17 protein-coding genes and 1 pseudogene are annotated in these 17,124 nt (G+C 43.5%); 6 read left to right on the top strand and 12 right to left on the bottom strand.

Features of this window, described 5'->3' with window-relative positions; translation table 11 throughout:
- Positions 1 to 10 precede the first annotated feature (10 nt).
- Together QQL36_RS07020 and QQL36_RS07015 are read right to left on the bottom strand one after the other, a co-directional pair.
- On the bottom strand, positions 11 to 1,054 hold the full coding sequence (locus QQL36_RS07020; RefSeq protein ID WP_083722959.1) for a glycosyltransferase family 4 protein: 1,044 nt from the start codon (positions 1,052 to 1,054) through the stop codon (positions 11 to 13).
- A gap of 17 nt (positions 1,055 to 1,071) precedes the next feature.
- Entirely contained in the window at positions 1,072 to 2,121 is a 1,050-nt protein-coding gene (locus QQL36_RS07015; RefSeq protein ID WP_321569380.1) for a glycosyltransferase family 1 protein, read from the bottom strand.
- Between the two features lie 59 nt (positions 2,122 to 2,180).
- On the opposite strand from QQL36_RS07015, the gene QQL36_RS07010 reads away from it, so the two are divergent.
- The gene (locus QQL36_RS07010) at positions 2,181 to 2,816 is read left to right on the top strand and encodes an LON peptidase substrate-binding domain-containing protein (RefSeq protein ID WP_083722961.1); all 636 of its coding nucleotides are present in this window, start codon (positions 2,181 to 2,183) and stop codon (positions 2,814 to 2,816) included.
- Positions 2,817 to 2,849: 33 nt separating this feature from the next.
- A complete protein-coding gene (gene lptC / locus QQL36_RS07005) occupies positions 2,850 to 3,404 on the top strand; it encodes an LPS export ABC transporter periplasmic protein LptC (protein ID WP_083722962.1) in 555 nt (184 codons plus the stop codon).
- A 537-nt stretch (positions 3,405 to 3,941) separates the two neighbouring features.
- Here the strand turns inward: lptC and QQL36_RS07000 are convergent.
- From QQL36_RS07000 to QQL36_RS06995, 3 genes and pseudogenes are all read right to left on the bottom strand, one after another.
- Positions 3,942 to 4,151, bottom strand: coding sequence for a hypothetical protein (locus QQL36_RS07000; protein ID WP_321568094.1), 210 nt, complete (start codon positions 4,149 to 4,151; stop codon positions 3,942 to 3,944).
- A pseudogene (locus QQL36_RS35630) lies at positions 4,152 to 4,279 on the bottom strand (transposase); the annotation flags it as partial. It lies immediately after the preceding gene.
- 17 nt (positions 4,280 to 4,296) lie between these two features.
- Positions 4,297 to 5,115 (bottom strand): IS110 family transposase, encoded by an 819-nt coding sequence (locus QQL36_RS06995; RefSeq protein ID WP_321569379.1) that lies wholly within the window; start codon positions 5,113 to 5,115, stop codon positions 4,297 to 4,299.
- A 153-nt stretch (positions 5,116 to 5,268) separates the two neighbouring features.
- Between QQL36_RS06995 and QQL36_RS06990 the strand changes: the two genes are divergently transcribed.
- Positions 5,269 to 5,607: a tRNA-binding protein gene (locus QQL36_RS06990; RefSeq protein ID WP_321569378.1), complete on the top strand. Its 339-nt coding sequence runs from the start codon at positions 5,269 to 5,271 to the stop codon at positions 5,605 to 5,607.
- A gap of 473 nt (positions 5,608 to 6,080) precedes the next feature.
- On the opposite strand, the gene QQL36_RS06985 is transcribed toward QQL36_RS06990, so the two are convergent.
- Together QQL36_RS06985 and lysS are read right to left on the bottom strand one after the other, a co-directional pair.
- A complete protein-coding gene (locus QQL36_RS06985) occupies positions 6,081 to 8,186 on the bottom strand; it encodes a S9 family peptidase (protein ID WP_321569377.1) in 2,106 nt (701 codons plus the stop codon).
- Positions 8,187 to 8,261: 75 nt separating this feature from the next.
- A complete protein-coding gene (gene lysS, locus QQL36_RS06980; protein WP_321569376.1) occupies positions 8,262 to 9,776 on the bottom strand; it encodes a lysine--tRNA ligase in 1,515 nt (504 codons plus the stop codon).
- 115 nt (positions 9,777 to 9,891) lie between these two features.
- Between lysS and QQL36_RS06975 the strand changes: the two genes are divergently transcribed.
- Both QQL36_RS06975 and QQL36_RS06970 read left to right on the top strand, forming a co-directional pair.
- Positions 9,892 to 10,725, top strand: coding sequence for a universal stress protein (locus QQL36_RS06975; protein WP_083722966.1), 834 nt, complete (start codon positions 9,892 to 9,894; stop codon positions 10,723 to 10,725).
- Positions 10,726 to 10,872: 147 nt separating this feature from the next.
- Complete coding sequence (locus tag QQL36_RS06970; RefSeq protein ID WP_083722967.1) at positions 10,873 to 11,619, top strand: DUF4197 domain-containing protein; 747 nt, start codon at positions 10,873 to 10,875, stop codon at positions 11,617 to 11,619.
- A gap of 87 nt (positions 11,620 to 11,706) precedes the next feature.
- On the opposite strand, the gene QQL36_RS06965 is transcribed toward QQL36_RS06970, so the two are convergent.
- Positions 11,707 to 12,585, bottom strand: coding sequence for a flavin reductase family protein (locus QQL36_RS06965; protein ID WP_321569375.1), 879 nt, complete (start codon positions 12,583 to 12,585; stop codon positions 11,707 to 11,709).
- Positions 12,586 to 13,593 (bottom strand): fumarylacetoacetate hydrolase family protein, encoded by a 1,008-nt coding sequence (locus tag QQL36_RS06960; protein ID WP_083723012.1) that lies wholly within the window; start codon positions 13,591 to 13,593, stop codon positions 12,586 to 12,588. It abuts the gene before it with no gap.
- Between the two features lie 524 nt (positions 13,594 to 14,117).
- On the opposite strand from QQL36_RS06960, the gene QQL36_RS06955 reads away from it, so the two are divergent.
- Positions 14,118 to 14,780 (top strand): sterol desaturase family protein, encoded by a 663-nt coding sequence (locus tag QQL36_RS06955; protein ID WP_083722969.1) that lies wholly within the window; start codon positions 14,118 to 14,120, stop codon positions 14,778 to 14,780.
- Between the two features lies 1 nt (position 14,781).
- On the opposite strand, the gene QQL36_RS06950 is transcribed toward QQL36_RS06955, so the two are convergent.
- The 3 genes from QQL36_RS06950 to QQL36_RS06940 form a co-directional block, all read right to left on the bottom strand.
- Positions 14,782 to 15,108 carry a hypothetical protein gene (locus QQL36_RS06950; RefSeq protein ID WP_083722970.1) on the bottom strand — a complete coding sequence of 109 codons (327 nt, stop codon included), beginning with the start codon at positions 15,106 to 15,108 and terminating at the stop codon, positions 14,782 to 14,784.
- Between the two features lie 138 nt (positions 15,109 to 15,246).
- The gene (locus tag QQL36_RS06945; protein WP_321569374.1) at positions 15,247 to 16,230 is read right to left on the bottom strand and encodes a DUF6263 family protein; all 984 of its coding nucleotides are present in this window, start codon (positions 16,228 to 16,230) and stop codon (positions 15,247 to 15,249) included.
- A complete protein-coding gene (locus tag QQL36_RS06940) occupies positions 16,223 to 16,996 on the bottom strand; it encodes a TIGR02757 family protein (protein WP_321569373.1) in 774 nt (257 codons plus the stop codon). Before QQL36_RS06940 ends, QQL36_RS06945 begins: the two co-directional genes overlap by 8 nt.
- Positions 16,997 to 17,124: the final 128 nt, after the last annotated feature.

The raw sequence follows: 17,124 nt of genomic DNA, 5'->3' as shown, positions 1-17,124 counted from the left end.
GTGGCCGGCTTTAAAAGAGGCTCCTATATAATTCAAAATATGCGCTTGCATTAGCATCCCAGCTAAATTGCAGGGCATGTTTTTTTATAGCATCTGCACGATCATTGCCGGCAAAGTGTTCCAGCCCTTTCGCAAAAACTTCCTGCATAGCATCGGGTGCAAAATCACGGAAGTAATAAGCGACGGCCCCTCCTACTTCGGGTAAGCTTGTTTTGTCAGACAAAAACACCGGTTTGCCAAAGTGCATGGCTTCTACCACAGGTGCGCCAAAGCCTTCTGCCAGTGAAGGAAACAGGAATGCCAGACACTGACTATAATACCAGTATTTCTCTTCGTCTGTAATACCTCCTACCAGTTTCAACCTGTTGCTCACACCTAATTCTGCCGCTGTTGCTTCAATCTTTTTGATGTAGTCACCCTGTTGTCTGCCGGCGATGATCAGCTCATAATCATTCCCTATCAGCAATGAAGGCAGCACATGGAAATTCTTCTTTGGCGTCAGCATGCCGATAGAAAACAGGAAAGGCTTTTGTGGTTTATAAGAAGGAGCATCGAACCCCGGAAACTGTTTTACTTCAGAGCCCTGATATACGATATGACATTTACTTTCCGGCACATTGATATGTTCCCTGATCACACTCAATGTAAACTTGGAGATAGAAACGACTATATCCGTTTCATCTACCTGTTTCTGCAACTGGCGCAGGTGATGCTGTTTCTGCCAGTTCCTGAGCCGTTGATCAAACAGGAAGTTCAGATCATGAATAGTGACCAGTGCTTTTTTCGCCTGCCTTCTGGGCCAGACATTCCCTGTCTGGTGCACAGCATGAAATACGTCCATCTTTTCAGGATAGAAGGCATATCTGTCATACCATTTATAAGGAATGGTTTCAAATCTGCCATCGAATTCAGTGAAGGATTCGGGCATATAATACAGCAGTTGTTCATCCTGCCGCTGCAGGTTCAATAGTCGTTGTCCTAATTGTAAACAGAAGGTGTAAAGACCGTTGTGTGGATACTTTAATTTTTCGAAATCCAGACCGATGCGGTGCATAAAAATGAAAGTTGCGTTTAATAAAGGCTGCGATATATACTCAGATAGTTTTTGGCCGTATTATCATAGCTTAGCTGTGCTGCATATGCCTTTATAGCTTCGGAAGGATTATTTTTCAGGTAATCCTGTATGCCATTCCTGAAAACTTCCTGCATAGTGGTTGGTTCAAAATCGTGAAAATAGTAACTAAGAGGTCCTCCTATTTCAGGTAAACTTGTTTTGTCAGAAAGAAAGCATGGCTTACCCAGGTTCATAGCTTCTATGACGGGAAGACCAAAACCTTCAGCAATAGAAGGAAATAGAAAACCGACACAATGGCGAAGATACCAGTATTTATCGGGATAGGATATGGCACCTATTATTTTTACCCTGCTGGCAACACCATGTGCCTGTGCTGTCATCAGGATATGCTGTTTATAATTGTCATCGAAAATAGGCCCTGCTATGATCAATTCATAATCATTACCAACCAGTAACGCTGGCAATACATGAAAATTCTTTTTGGCATTGACGCCTCCAATGGTAAAGAGAAATGGTTTAGTAGGATGATAAGCCGGTGCATTAAAGTCAGGATATTCTTCTAAGTGGCATCCATTCAGCACTACACTTGCAGATTTGTCTTTCAAATGCAAGTGTGTTTTCACATCATTCATGACGAATTGAGAAATAGTTACAACATGATCTGCCCGGTTAATGTTTTCCTGGATAGCCTTTAAGGTTCTTTTTATTTGTTTTGGATGGATCTTTTCATGAATGCAATTCAGGTCATGGATAGTCAATACTTTTTTAGTTCTACCTGTTGATGGCATGTATCTTGACGTCTGAAAAGTGGTATGCCATATGGTTGGTTTAAAGTAGGTCGGCATCCAGTGCTTATGGAGGGAATTCTTTTTGATATAAGTCGCATTCTCTCCAAAATAACCGGTATACTGTGCCGGAACATAATAGACCATTTCCTCATCTGCCATTTTATTATTAAGTAGAGCCAATCCCAGTTGTTTGCAGAATTCAAAGAGTCCTGTATTGGGGTATTTCATTTTCTCACAGTCGAATAATAGTTGTGGCATATAAGTTAAGCAGTTGCTAATAATTTGGGGTTAAAGATATATTCTATAATTTAGAAACCATGACGAATTTCATTCCAATATTTCCGCTTGGTATTGTGGTTTATCCTGAAGAGCAGCTAAACCTGCATATATTTGAGCCGAGATATAAACAGCTTATCCGGGAATGTATAGCCGAGCAGAAACCTTTTGGAATTCCAGCAGTGATTAACCATAAGATAGTAGAGTACGGTACATTGGTAGAGGTAGTACGAGTGGAAAAGTCTTACGAGAGTGGGGAGCTGGATGTCGTAACCAGGGGCACAAAGGTGTTTCGCGTACTGGAAGTGATCAAATCCATTCCTGACAAGCTATACTCAGGCGCTATAGTCAACTACCCGGAAAATCAATTTAACTCAAGCGAGCGCTTACAAAAACAGGTATTGCAGGCTGTAAGAGAGCTGCACAACCTGCTGCAGGTGAATAAGAGCTTTAAAAAGGAAGATGCTGACCTGCTTTCATACGACCTGGCCCATCATGCGGGATTGTCACTGCATGAGGAGTATGAGTTGCTTCACCTGTTCCAGGAAATGCAGCGGCTGGAATACCTGAAGCGACACCTGCTAAAGGTCGTGCCTGTCATGGCGGAAATGGAACGGTTGAAGGACCGGGTGAATTTGAATGGGCATTTTCGAAACCTATCAGCAGGTGATATTTAGGAATTGCATAATTTTGCTGCCCGAAGCACATATATGAAGAAAATCATTACGCGTTTAGCGTTCCTGTGGGTCCTGATAGCTACCGTATCGTGCGAAAACGATATGGAGGCTGTGATGAACCTCGATAAAAAAGCCGCTGCTGTAGAGGAAGGGAAGAATATTAACTCCCTGTACAGTCAGGATGGGCACGTAAAAGCCAATCTGACAGCCCCCACTATGCTGCGCCACCTGGCGGTACCTATCTATGTGGAGTTCAATAACGGACTGAAGGTGTTGTTTTACAACGATACCCTGAGCGTAGAGAGCACCCTGACAGCCCGCTATGGCAAATACTTTGAGAATGACGCCAATGTCTTTCTCAAAGACCACGTGGTGGTTATCAACAAGAAAGGAGAAAGGCTGGACTGCGAGGAGCTGAACTGGGATTCTAAAAAGCAACAGTTTATTTCCAATACGCCGGTGAGGATAAGTACGGAAACAGATACCTTATATGGTACCGGGCTGATTTCCAATCAGGACTTTACAAACTACACCATCCTGCATCCTACCGGTCCGTTTGTGGTACAGGATACCACCATGCTGGACTAAAGATATTCACTCAACGAGAACGGCCCATCATTGCATACGCAATGATGGGCCGTTTCGCTTTAACCTATTTTTTAACCTAAAATTTTGTACTTATAAAACGCAAGAACCATGCCATTAAGTATGTGCATGTAGCCATCTATTTTATAATATAATGATACTCTGGCATATGTTCGAATAATCACTAAATCGTGCATTCACTGGGAAAATTATAACATTCACTAAATGGCAGGTTTTTCTACAAAACGGTCAGTATATATTTACAATAGGTTTTTCATAGGATATGGTTAAATTATTAGGCGGTATTCTTACCGCCTTTTTTCTTTGAAAATAGTTCGTCCAGGCCATAATTTGATATGACTCTATAGGATTAAAATTTTCTTTTCGTGCTTATAGCAACAATCGTTTGTACTTAGAGTCTTAAATCAGTTTTTTCTACAGGCTGAAAAAGCACCAATAAAAGGTCGATTTTTGTAACTTAGTAATCTTATTGAGATGGGGGTAATGCCTCAAGCTCGCGCAGGCGTCTGAGATAATTATTTATCTGCGCCTGCTTTCTTTTTTTAGCCACTCCTGATTATCAGGTTCCATATATGGCACTCTATTTTTGAGTATAAAATAAGCGGCAATTAGGATTTTGTGTGAAATTGCAATAAGTGCTCGTTTTTTGCCTCTTCGTATACTCAAAGTATAATATTTTCTTTTCAGATAAGTATCTTTCGTATGTGCTGCAGCCCATGCTGCTTCCACGAGTGCGGTTTTAAGGGATCTGTTGCCATGATTGATTCTTTCACTTTTCTTTTTCCGGCACTTTCATTATTACCAGGACATAAACCACACCAACTAGCCAAATGATGCTGATTAGGGAACGCATGCATATCTGTACCTATTTCGGCTAAGATGGCGGTAGCTGTTTGTTTTTGTACTCGGGAATAGTCTGAAGTAATTTTACTTCTTCCTCCCATTTTTTTAAGTACTGATCTATACGGTTATCCACCTGACCAAGTAGGTCATTTAGCTGTAAAATAACAGTTTTAGACAGGCTGAGCATAAAACGGTGATGCTCATTGAGATGGCCTTCTAATGCAAGAATAAGCTCTTGTTTTTTGATTTTGAGCCTACCTTTTGCCAAATTGGCCAATATCATAGGATCCTGTTCTCCTTCAATAATGGCAGTGATCATTGACCAGCCACTTACACCGAATACATCACTGACTACAGTGCTCAATTTGATATTGGCTGTCTCTAAAATGTTCTGTAACCGGTTATATTCACTGGACCGCTGTCCTATTACTTTACGTTTGTATCGGTACAATTCCCGTAATTCGCGAGTGTATTGCGGTGGAATAAAACTTCCCTTTAGTAGCCCGCTTAGCAATAATTTTGCAATCCAGGCACTGTCATTGCGATCGGTCTTATGCCCCGGCACATATTTAATATGCCGGGCATTGACCAGAATAAGTTCAAAGTGAGGTTCCAGTATATTAAAAACAGGCTTCCAGTAAACCCCCGTGCTCTCCATTGCGACATGTGTAATGCCGGATTCTTCAAGCCAAGCTACCAGGTCCCTAAGTGAACTTGTGAAAGTGCTAAAAGTGCGGGTTTGTTCTTCCAACCCATTTCCTCTGATGGTGGCTACTACATTCTCCTGGTGAACATCGAGGCCACAGCCGCGACTCACAACCTGTTCAAAACTGATATGTGATTGTTCCATGGTAGTACTTTTGTCGAAGGTACCACCATTTTCATAGTCGTTTGTGAACCCGGTTCATGAGGGTTTTTTCTGAAAATGTTTTTCATCCCCCATTGGTGAATTCCCTCTTTCATGAAGGTTTTTATTATCTTAATACCTCAATATCATAACATTATGGAACAGATTACGTGGCAGGATTTTGAAAAGGTAGCCATTCGGGTAGGAACCATTATAGAAGTAGCCGATTTTCCCAAGGCAAAGAACCCTGCTTACCAGTTATTAATTGACTTTGGTCCCGAGCTGGGCATTAAGCGTTCATCTGCTCAGATCACCAAATTATATAGTGAAGAGACGTTAATCGGCAAACAGGTGGTTGCTGTAGTGAACTTTCCAGTGAAGCAGGTGGCTAATTTTTTCTCTGAATGTCTGGTACGTGGTGTAGTGGGCGCGGATAAAGAAGTAGTGTTGTTACAACCAGACAGGGCGGTCCAGAATGGCCTGCAAGTAGGATGATAATGGTGTATTGGCTAGTAATTAAGAATATTTACAATTTAAAAATTAATTAATATTATCTTATTTGATATGTATCAGCTGACCTCTTCATTCTTACTGTTTTACGAACTATTTTATAACGTTCACGGAAATAGGAAGATAACTCATTTTTGTAGACTATATCTTTGACTCAGGTTTTTCATAGGATATGGTTAAAATTATTACAAGGGCGGTATTCTTACCGCCCTTCTATATTTTAGGCAGGTATAACCATTAACGGCTCATCTGTTACGTTCACCCCTCAAAAACTGATTTTCCCCTTCAAAAGCCGGTACGTTTAACTTCCTTTTTATTACGTTCCCAAACAAAAATATAGCATTCACCAGAATGGGGTTTGCGTGTATTCAAAATACGTGCACCTTTGATATAGGTTTTTCAATAAAGATATGGTTAAAATTTTTCGGGGCTGTAGTCTTGCAGCCCCGTTTCTTTTTTTATAACTCTGCCGGAAACGGCTCTTCCAGTAAATAGCGATAGATAAACCGGTACATCTCCATATCACTATGCTTCATCTTGATACTGGTTCTCCACCCATGACGCTCTCCCGGAACTAACATAAATTCAAAATGCTTATTCATGTCTTCCAGCATATTCACCAACTGGATACTGTTCTGCATATGTACATTATCGTCCATGGTGCCATGTACGATCCTGATTAATCCCTTATAGCGGTCCAGGTAATGCATAGGCGAAGTGATCTTGTAACCTTCCGGGTTCTCGGCAGGGGTATCCATATATCTTTCTGTATAATGGCTATCGTAGAGCTGCCAGTCGGTCACCGAATAGTTCGCCATACCATAGTTAAATACGGAAGCGCCATAGGTCAGTGCCATACAGGTCATATACCCCCCAAAACTGCCACCGGTTATGCAAACCTTGTTTGTATCTACATAAGCCTGGGAACGGAGCCATTTGGTGGCATCCATATAATCCTCGATTTCATAGATACCCGTTTTGCGATGGATGTAGTTCATGCCCATTTTACCCAGCTGGCCAGAGCTACGATTATCAATTACCACCTGGATAATACCTTTTTCGGCCCACCATTGTGCGGTCAGGTTGCCATTCCAGCGATCGTATACGGTGCCTGCATCAGGCCCACCATAGATACTGATGAGTACAGGGTATTTTTTGCCTTCCTGCATATGTAGTGGCATGGTAACCGTCATTGGCAGGGTCAACCCGTCGCGGGTAGTATAAGTCATTAATTTGGGCACGGCCAGGTTGTAACTGGCTAATTGAGCGCCTTTGCTATCGCCCAATTCTCTGATTACCTTGCCTTTATTGTCTACCAGCGCAATGCGGCCAGGTGTATTGAGGTTCGAATAGGTGGTAATGAAGTAGTCGCCATGGGGACTTACGGTCGCAGCATGGTAGTATTCGCCGAAGGTGAGGCGGGTAATTGCCGCTGTATTCAGGTTTACCTTATAAAGATCTGTGCGGGTAGAAGCTTCTTTTCTTGCTACGAAGTAGAGTTGTTCCTGTTTTGCATCCAGGGCTACGGTATAGTTCACCGTCCAGTTGCCGGTCGTGAGCTGCTTTTTGAGTGAGCCGTCCATATTGTACCAGTACAGGTGTGACCAGCCTGTTTTATCACTTCTCATGATAAATCCTTTACCTTTCTCAAGAATAGTCATTCCATCCTTCCAGTCGATCCAGGTAGGCTGTTTTTCATCGTACACTTCCTTTTTAGCGCCGGTGGTTAGGTTGATATCGTAGATCTTCAGGTTATCCTGTCCCCTGTTCATCCATTGCATCCATAGGTGGTTGTCGGTTGTCCAGTAAGGGGTACCGAAGTACTGATCTGCCTTTTCGTCAAAAGCTGCCCAGGTGGTAGCACCACCAGCTACGGGCACCACGCCTACTTTCACTTCCGGGTTTTTATCGCCGGCTTTTGGATAACGGGTGTTTTCTGTGAAGCCGTGCTGCCCTTTTTCGCTGTAAATAGGGAATATGGGTACCTGTGAGTCGTCAAAACGCATGTAAGCCAGGTAGCGGCTATCGGGACTCCACCAGAAAGCACGGTAGCGGGAGGCACGGCCCAGAATTTCTTCATAATAGATCCAGGAGGCGTAACCATTGTATACCACGTCAGAAGCGTCGCTGGTATAGCGGGTTTCCTTTTTGGTGGCTATTTCTACGCTATAGAGGTCATTGTGGCGGGTAAAGGCCACATATTTCCCATCAGGAGAGATCGTAGGATTCTTTTCTGTGAGCGTATCGTTTGTCAGTTGTGTGGTAGTACCATCAGCAGCTGTGTAGATAATATCGTGATCCTGAACAGATACGGCAATGCCGGCCTGGGAATAGTCGGTCGCTGCACCCGTCTTTACATCTACTTTGTAAGACTTGCCATTGCGCACTTCGATATAATGTGTGTCATCAGCCCAACCGGTTATGTTGGGGAGTGGCTGGGAAATGCCGGAAGGGGCATTTTTCCAGATCTGCTCGTAGGTAAGGTCTTTTTTATCCTGGGCGCATAGTGGCGCGGATAACAGACCCAGGGCTGCCATGTAGCGGGTAAAGTGACGTAATTGCATAGATCGGATTTGTTGTAAATTAAAAATCCGGCCATTAAGAGCCGGATTTTTTGGATATAAGGTTGAAAGAGAAGACTATTGGAGCTTCTCTGGTTTCATTTGTGGGAAGAACAGCACATCCTGGATAGATAGGTTGTTTGTCATGATCATGGTCAAACGGTCGATACCAATACCGATACCGGAGGTTGGTGGCATACCGTATTCCAGGGCACGGAGGAAGTCGTAGTCGATGTACATCGCTTCGTCATCACCTCTTTCCATCAGTTTCACCTGGTCTTCGAAGCGCTGGCGCTGGTCGATAGGATCATTCAGCTCGCTGTAAGCGTTGGCCAGTTCCTTACCGTTTACCATCAGTTCAAAGCGTTCTACCAGACCTGGTTTGCTACGGTGTTTCTTGGTGAGCGGGCTCATTTCCACCGGATAGTCAATGATGAAGGTCGGCTGTACATAGTTGTGTTCAGCTTTTTCGCCAAAGATCTCGTCGATCAGTTTACCCTTACCCATGCTAGGTGCAACGCCGATACCCAGTTGTTTACAGGTATCACGCAGCTGTGCTTCGTCCATTTCGGAAATGTCGATACCGGTATGTTCTTTAATCGCATCAAACATAGTGACACGGCGGAAAGGCGCTTTGAAGTCGATCACCTTCTCTCCTACCTGTACCAGGGTAGTACCATGCAGGGCGAGGGCGATCTTTTCCAGCAGGGTTTCTGTGGTACGCATCATCCACTCGTAGTCTTTGTAAGCGGCGTACATTTCCATTACGGTAAATTCCGGGTTGTGGGTACGGTCCATACCTTCGTTGCGGAAGTCTTTGGCAAACTCGTACACCCCATCGAAACCACCTACGATCAAACGTTTCAGGTAAAGCTCATTGGCGATACGCATATATAATGGAATATCCAGTGCATTGTGATGTGTCTTGAACGGACGTGCAGTGGCGCCACCAGGAATAGGCTGAAGGATCGGTGTTTCAACTTCCAGGTAACCCAGGTCGTTATAGAAATCACGGATGGTCTGCATGATCTTCGTACGCTTGATAAAGGTATCCTTGACAGACGGGTTGATGATCAGGTCTACGTAGCGCTGGCGATATCTGAATTCAGGATCGGTTACGGCATCGAATGTTTCACCGTCTTTTTCAGCTACGTTTGGCAGTACGCGCAGAGATTTAGCGAGAAAATCCAGTTGTGTAACATGGATAGACAATTCGCCTGTTTTGGTCACAAAAGCATAGCCTTTAGCACCTAAAATATCCCCCAGATCGATCAGTTTTTTGAAAACAGTATCGAACATGGTCTTGTCCTCACCAGGGCAGATATCATCGCGGCGAATATACAACTGAATAGAGCCGGTATGGTCCTGGAGGCTGATGAAAGCCGCCTTCCCCATGTCCCGTTTCTTCATGACACGGCCTGCAACGCAAATGTTTTGCAGTTGGTCTTTTGTTTCTTCACTATATACGGCCTTTATATTTGCGGCAGTATTATTAACGGGATATTCTTCCGCCGGATAGGGGTTGATGCCCGCATTTTCCAGTTCCTGCAGTTTTTCCCTGCGTATGATCTCTTGCTCAGATAGTGATGTCATGTAAATACTGAATTACAATAATGGAGTGCAAAAATAACTGTTTTCTCCCCTTTGGCATTAATTTTTCTCTTTATTCCATAGGTTCTACATATTCCACACTAAAAACAGTAATGAGATGAAAACTATTATTGTTCCTACGGACTTTTCAGCAGCAGCATATAATGCCGCCCGCTATGCGTTGGGACTGGCAAGCCAGATGGGGGCTTCCCGGGTTGTTTTGTACCATGCATATGAGCTGGTAGTGCCGGTGCCGGATATGCCTTCGGCTATTCCGATGGTAGATCCTGCGGACCTGAAGGCGGCCAGTGAAGAAGGGCTGGAAAAGATGCAAAGGGAGCTGGCAACCGAAATTCCTGCTAATGTAATACTGGATCTGCGGGCAGAAAATCACCTGCTGGCAGCAAATATTGATGGATTTTGCATTGATCAGCAAGCCGATCTGATTATAATGGGTACGGAAGGGGGCAGTCATTTCGAAGAGATTCTCATTGGTTCCAATTCGGTAGATGTGGCCAGGCATACCGCTTGTCCGGTGATTATTGTACCAGGAGATGCCGTGTACCACCCTATTCGGAAGATCGTATTCGCGTGTGATTTTAAACATATGGGGGAAAATACGCCCATTGGAACCCTGAAGAGTTTGCTCAGTACCTTTAATGCAGAACTGCATGTGTTAAACATCGATCATTCCGGGAAAGGGCTGGCAGGTGAAACACCTATGGAGAGTTTACTGCTGGATACCCTGCTGGAAGGGTATAACCCAATTTACCATTTTGTAGACAATGAGAATGTGGTGAATGGGATCATGGATTTTTCAGAAAAGGAAGGCGCCGATCTGATCTTTATTATCCCACGGAAACATGGGCTTTTTGAAGGAATGTTCAGAAGGAGCCGGACTACTCAGCTGGCTTTTCACAGTCATATCCCTTTGCTGGCAATACACGAATAGGAAAATACGTTACATTTATAGCCTGTAGCAGCCCCGGATCGCATTGCGATCCGGGGCTGCTGTGCGATGAGCTACCCTTCATCATTAATTGAATTGGTAGATTAAATATTGTTACTAATTTGCATGTAAACCACAACTTCAATCAATATGTACAAGAAACTATGTCTTCTGTTTTTGGCAGGTATTTCTTTAGGGACGGTATCTCAGGCGCAGATACTGAAGAATTTGAGTAAGGCAGTAAGTAGTGCAGCCAGCAGTGCATCAGGTAGTACTACCGGGATTTCTGAGAGTGATGCAGGTAGTGCCATCAAAGAAGCACTTTCTAAAGGTGTGACTTCAGGTATCGGAGTGTTGAACAAAACAGATGGCTTCTTTGGCAGTGAGGTATACAAACTGTTATTACCTCCTGATGCCGTTAAGATTGGGAATACATTGAGAAGTGTTGGTCTGGGTGCACAGGTAGATCAGGCAATTCTGTCTATCAACCGTGCAGCTGAAAAAGCAGTAGGTTCTGCAGCGCCAATTTTTGTATCTGCTATCAAGGGAATGTCTATTGCTGATGCGCTAAACATTCTGAAAGGAACGGATAGTTCTGCTACAGTATATTTCAAGGGTAAAACCACTACTGATCTGAAAGCTGCATTTGCGCCAGTAGTAAAAGGTGCGCTGGATAGCACTAACGCTACTAAGTATTATGCTGACATCATTAATTCCTACAATAAGCTGCCGACTACATTCAAAAAGGCAAATCCGGATTTGCAGGATTATGTGACAGGAATGGCAGTGAATGCACTGTTTGATCAGATTAAAATTGAAGAGAAGAATATCAGGAATAATTCAACGGCGAGAACGAGTGCGCTGTTGCAGAAGGTGTTTGGAAGTGTAGCGAAATAATTATTATCAGGAGATGAGGTTTGCCTCTGGCAAACCTCATCTCCTGGTGTCAAAAGGGTTGCAGCCTCCGGCCGCAACCCTTTTGATTTATACAGCAAGTAGTATCTGCCACGCTTCTGCTACTTTCCCTTTGTCTAATAGCCGTTGGGCGTATGCATGCAACTCCCGCTCCATCTCATCAGGCGTAATACTATAATACTGGAAAATATTCTTCAGGTGCTCATCCTCAAATGCCGGATCTATCACCGGGTGCTCATGCACATTTGCTAATTGTCCCAAATGATTACCGGTCAGAATGCTGCTATTCCGGATATGCAAGGGCAGGGCATCAATCCCAATCCCTAATGCTGTATTCGGCTTTGCCACTTCAAATACCGCATCGCCGGAAGCCCTGCAATAATAGTCCCCTCCCATTCTCGCTACCAGGTCCAGTTTGTGCGGATCAATCCCTCCTTTCTCATTCAGCACTTCATCACTAATATGGATCATGACAGGTTCACAAATCACCAGGTTACCCGCACCTCCTTCAGTACCGGTTTCAATAATCTGCCTAACAATACACTCAATCTGCACCGGGCTTTCCTTTACTCTGAAAGGCCGTACTTTTTCAGCAGCAATTGCTGTAAACCCCGCTTTCTCAAATTCACTGATCTCTTTCGGGTATTCACAACTGGCCAAAGAAGTCTGCTGCACCATGGCATAATTCACCATATTGATCACGACTTCCTTTACCTCGTAAAGGTTCTCCAGTGTGTGTTTGGTCGTATTGTCCCTGACCCTGCGCGAAGGTGAAAAAATCAACGTAGCAGGATTAGTTCCGAAGATATTGAAGAAGCTAAATGGCGATAAATTAGGTCTTCCTTCTTTATCGACAGTGCTTGCAAAACAGATAGGTCTGGGAGCGATGGCGCCCTGTAAATAACCTTGCAGTACGGCGGTGGTTACCTGCCCCGGAATGATCTGCATTTATTTCTTTAGTTTGAGGATCGAAAAATCTGATTCTTCTGCAACGATGGTATTGGTCAGTTTTCCCAGCCCCTCAATTTCCAGTTCTACCACATCGCCGGCCTGTAGCCATTGTTCAGGATAATCAGGATTATTGAGTTTGCCGGTGCCATTCAGTTCCAGGAAGCAGCCGGTACCTACGGTACCACTACCAATTACATCACCGGGCATGATATTCGCACCATAAGAGCAGCGCTGTACGATTTCGGCAAAGGTCCAGTCCATATCTGCCATATTGCCTTCGCTTACCTGCACACCATTTACGTGACAGGTCATTTTCAGGTTATAAGCATTGCCGGTATGACCGGGTTTAGGTTCTGTGAGCAGGTGTTGCAGTTCGTCGGGTGTCACCAGCATAGGACCGATCACGGTGCTGAAATCCTTGCCTTTGCAGGGGCCCATGTTCAGTTTCATTTCATCCATTTGCAGGGTACGGGCGCTCATATCATTCATGATCATGTAACCGCCGATGTATTCATCTGCTTCTTCAGCAGGAACGTTGCGGCCTGCTTTACAGATTACGATAGCAGCTTCCAGTTCAAAGTCCAGTTTTTCGAAGTGATCAGGCATGCAATATACATTACCTGGTCCCTGAATAGCATTGTGGTTGGTAAAGTAAAAAACCGGGAACTGATCGAATTCTGCGATCATCTCTACCCTGCGGTTGCGGCGTGCAGAAGCAACGTGCTGACGGAATGCGTAACCATCACGGCAGGAATTGGGGAATGGCACGGGGGCCATTAGTGTAACTTTTTCCAGTGGAATGGGACTAGCGATGCCTACGTGTTTGCCTGCTTTTAATTGTGCGTCGGCTTCCTTTGCAATGTCGATCACATCTTCCCACATGAGTAGGAACATTTGCATACTGCTGGGGAGATTTGGGTGAAGGTCCTGGGTATTGTAGAGCTGGTTGTCTACTAATATTGCCAGTTGGTCGCTCTCTTCCCGGAGGTAAGTAACAAGTTTCATAAAATTAACGTTCTGGTTGTATGATTTGTAAATATAGCTTATACATTTTAATGGGTCATCTGCCCGCAGTGGATTGATAGGTGATTTCAGTGAGAATATCGAAATTGAGAAAGGACAATCTCTCAACAATTGATGATCTTTTGCTGTATACATATTTATCAGACTACCCTGCTGAGGTAGCAAATCCACATTATGACACGGCAATTTATTGTGATAGGGATGTTAAGTTTTTCTTCTTTAAGGATAAAAAAGGAACGATCAATATCATATGTGAGAATCTTTAATAATACCCGCAGGGACTGAGAATGGATATATAAGGTATCCCTTTTTTTAAATACAGGTGAGATAATTTATCAATATGAATAAGGAAGAAAAAGGACCCTGATGTAATTCATAAATACATACAGAAAAGGGGAGGCAATATCGGCATAATATTAGCGGATATGAATTTTTGGCAAATGATATAACGAGAAGAATAAAGGGTTTTAAGGCTTTTAATTTTGCAAATAAATCTAAAGGGAGTCATGAAGTTTGATAAGATTAAGAACAAAGGACAGGCGAGGCTTTTTGAGAGCAGATATTTAGAAATGCTCACCAAAACACATCCATTGGTGATTTGGGGCATGTACATCCCAATTATCGGGTATAGCCTTTATTATAGTAACACCTCATTAGGATTTAACATCACTAATGTATTAACGATCTTTTTTGGTGCAATGTTATTCTGGACATTTTTTGAATACATCATGCACCGCTACTTGTTTCACTTCAGTAGTGAGAATCCCAAAGTAAGACGGTTTATCTATGTGATGCATGGTAATCACCATGAATATCCACGCGACAAGCAACGGTTGTTTATGCCACCTGTGCCCAGTCTGATACTGGCATCTGTGATATTTGGTGTGCAGTATATTTTCCTGAGACAGTATACTTATATGTTCTTTCCGGGATTTATGTTAGGCTACCTGATTTATGGCAGCATGCACTATGCGATTCATGCATGGAATCCACCGTTTAAATTTATGAAACCATTGTGGCGCAATCATCATCTGCATCACTATAAGGCAGAAGAGAAAGGATTTGGTGTGAGTTCTTCTTTGTGGGACTGGGTATTCAAAACATCATTTGAATTAGAGAAAGAGAAAGAAGATAAAGCGAAAGTGCGTGAACTGATGTTTGATAAATAGGTTACCATCTTTCTTCTTCATCGTCATCGCTGGCGGGTCTGGTAAAGGTTTTGCGGGAGATAATTTTTTGCTGCTGACGCTCTATGAGCAAGGCCGCAATTTTATGATAGACCTCTCCGGTTGTATCATCAGCCAGTACCTGTCTTATTTTATTTTCTGCTACATCGATTTTATACAGCAATAGCAAGAACTGCTGAAAGTCTTGATTGATCATGGCTTCAAGCTTTGCAGCGAGTAATGTTTTTAACTGTTCGTAGGTAATGTGATCAGGAATTGTGAGGGAAGTATCTTCGGCAAGTTGTAATGTTGTTTCTGGTAAAAGCTGCATTGTATCCGTATTAATTTATTCATCTTATTCTTTAAAAAAATTGCTGCTGCCAATGGCAGCAGCAATTTTTTTGCAATTAGCAGAACCATTTTACTTCAGCAAAATGGTTCTGCTAATTGCTTTAATTTCTTTATTTAGTTATTTCATTCTTTTAATTTTATAAGACGCATTCGTCACAATCTTCACCGGTACTTTCACATCACTTTTAATCTTCTTCGCTTTATTCGCTTTGTAAGTATACGTACCATTCATCTCTGTATTCTGCGAAGCAATACTAGGGAATCCTGATGTGCGGTCTATGAGATAATTCGTCATGATATCGCCATTGATTTCAGCAGTAGCTTCGATACCATCATCGGTTGTAAAAGTCTCTACTTTATTTGTGTTGACCTTACCTGTACCATTGATCTTTGCCGTCTGGCTATCCCATGTTTGCAGGTTCCAGTAGAGGGAAATATCGCCTACCAATCCGGTACGGATAGGTACGTTCTCTTCCCAGCGGGTACCTGTTTTGATACTACGCACCGGATAGATCACCAGCAGTTGTTCTAACCAGGTACGGAATGCATTGGCACCAAACTGGTCTTTCATTAGCTTTTTATAAGCAGTCTGCTCATCTGGTTTCAGGTTCGTGAAGGTAGCCGATGCTTTGTCCAGCAGATCGTCCAGTCCCATTACTTTATTGATGTATCCTGAGGACGATATATCGACAGAGAATGGCTGATCGATAATACTTTTCAGGGCAGCCTGGAAAGGTTCTTTTTCATTAGGCACGGCAGCATCTACCAGGATGTTCTGATTGCGTGCATTGAAATTGAACTTCAGCTCTTTGTATTTGAAAGTCAGGGTAGCATGTCCGTCTGAAGTTTCGGTCACCTCGATAGCAATGGTATTATTGAAATCGCGTGTTACGCGTTGCATGACATCATCTACTGTCGTATAGGTTTCGCTGCGGCTTTCCTGTTTCAGCTCGAACTGTTGGCCTTTGAGAAAATTGTAGCTCAGATCTACATAATCTCTTTTATCATCCTGTTGTTGTGCAAATGCCGGCATGGCTATGGTAGCGCCCAGAGCCATTGACACAAAAAATCGCTTCATCATTACGCTATATATTTTAAACATATTTTTCTATTACGCCGAGGCCAAACAACGCAAAGTCGTACTTGGCAGGGTCTTCCGGATCCAGCTGCCTTAGCTTTTCTGTCAATTCCAGCGCAGTACGCCAGTCTGACTTGGCTGATGAGATTAATCCCAGTCTGGTAGCGACTCTTCCTACATGCACATCTACAGGACATACCAGTTGTGAAGGGCGGATGTGTTTCCATAGTCCAAAATCCACGCCATTTTCATCTTTTCTGACCATCCAGCGCAAATACATGTTCAGGCGCTTACAGGCGGAGTTCCTGGCAGGGGTGGAAATATGTTTCCGGGTCCTTTCCGGGTGCTCCATGGCGAAGAATATCTTATGAAACCCTATGAGGGCATTTTCAACGGTTTCGTCTTTAGGGGTTATGTGGCCGCTAAAGGCAAATTCCAGGGAAGTGACGTTGCTATAGTAGTGCTGCAGGAACTCGACGAAATAGAGCAGGTCTATCCCGTTGAATGTCCGGTGGCAAAACTGCATGAGCTTTATACGTTCTCTGGGCTGGTGGTTTTTGATGAAGTCGTAGGGTTCGTTGTCCATCAACTTCATCAGTTCAGTGCATTTATTGATAATGGTGGTTCGGTTACCCCAGGCAAGTATGGCTGCAAAAAGTCCTGCGATCTCGATATCCTGTAGTTTGGAAAACCTGTGCGGTATCGTAATAGGATCTCCGGCTATAAAATCCGGAGTATTGTAATATGCCGCTTTGGTATCCAAAAACGCCTTCAGTTGCTGGAATTTCATGGTGGTTATTCGGTTAGGTTTGTCTGTTGGCTCGCATAAGATTGCAGCATGACGCATTGAAAATAAGTAAAATTGTGAAAACAAATGTCCCCAAAAAACAATCGCTCCTGCCTGAGGCAGAAGCGATT

The organism is Chitinophaga sp. LS1, from assembly GCF_034274695.1.
Taxonomy (GTDB): Bacteria; Bacteroidota; Bacteroidia; order Chitinophagales; family Chitinophagaceae; genus Chitinophaga.
This window is presented reverse-complemented; position numbering and strand designations above follow the sequence as displayed.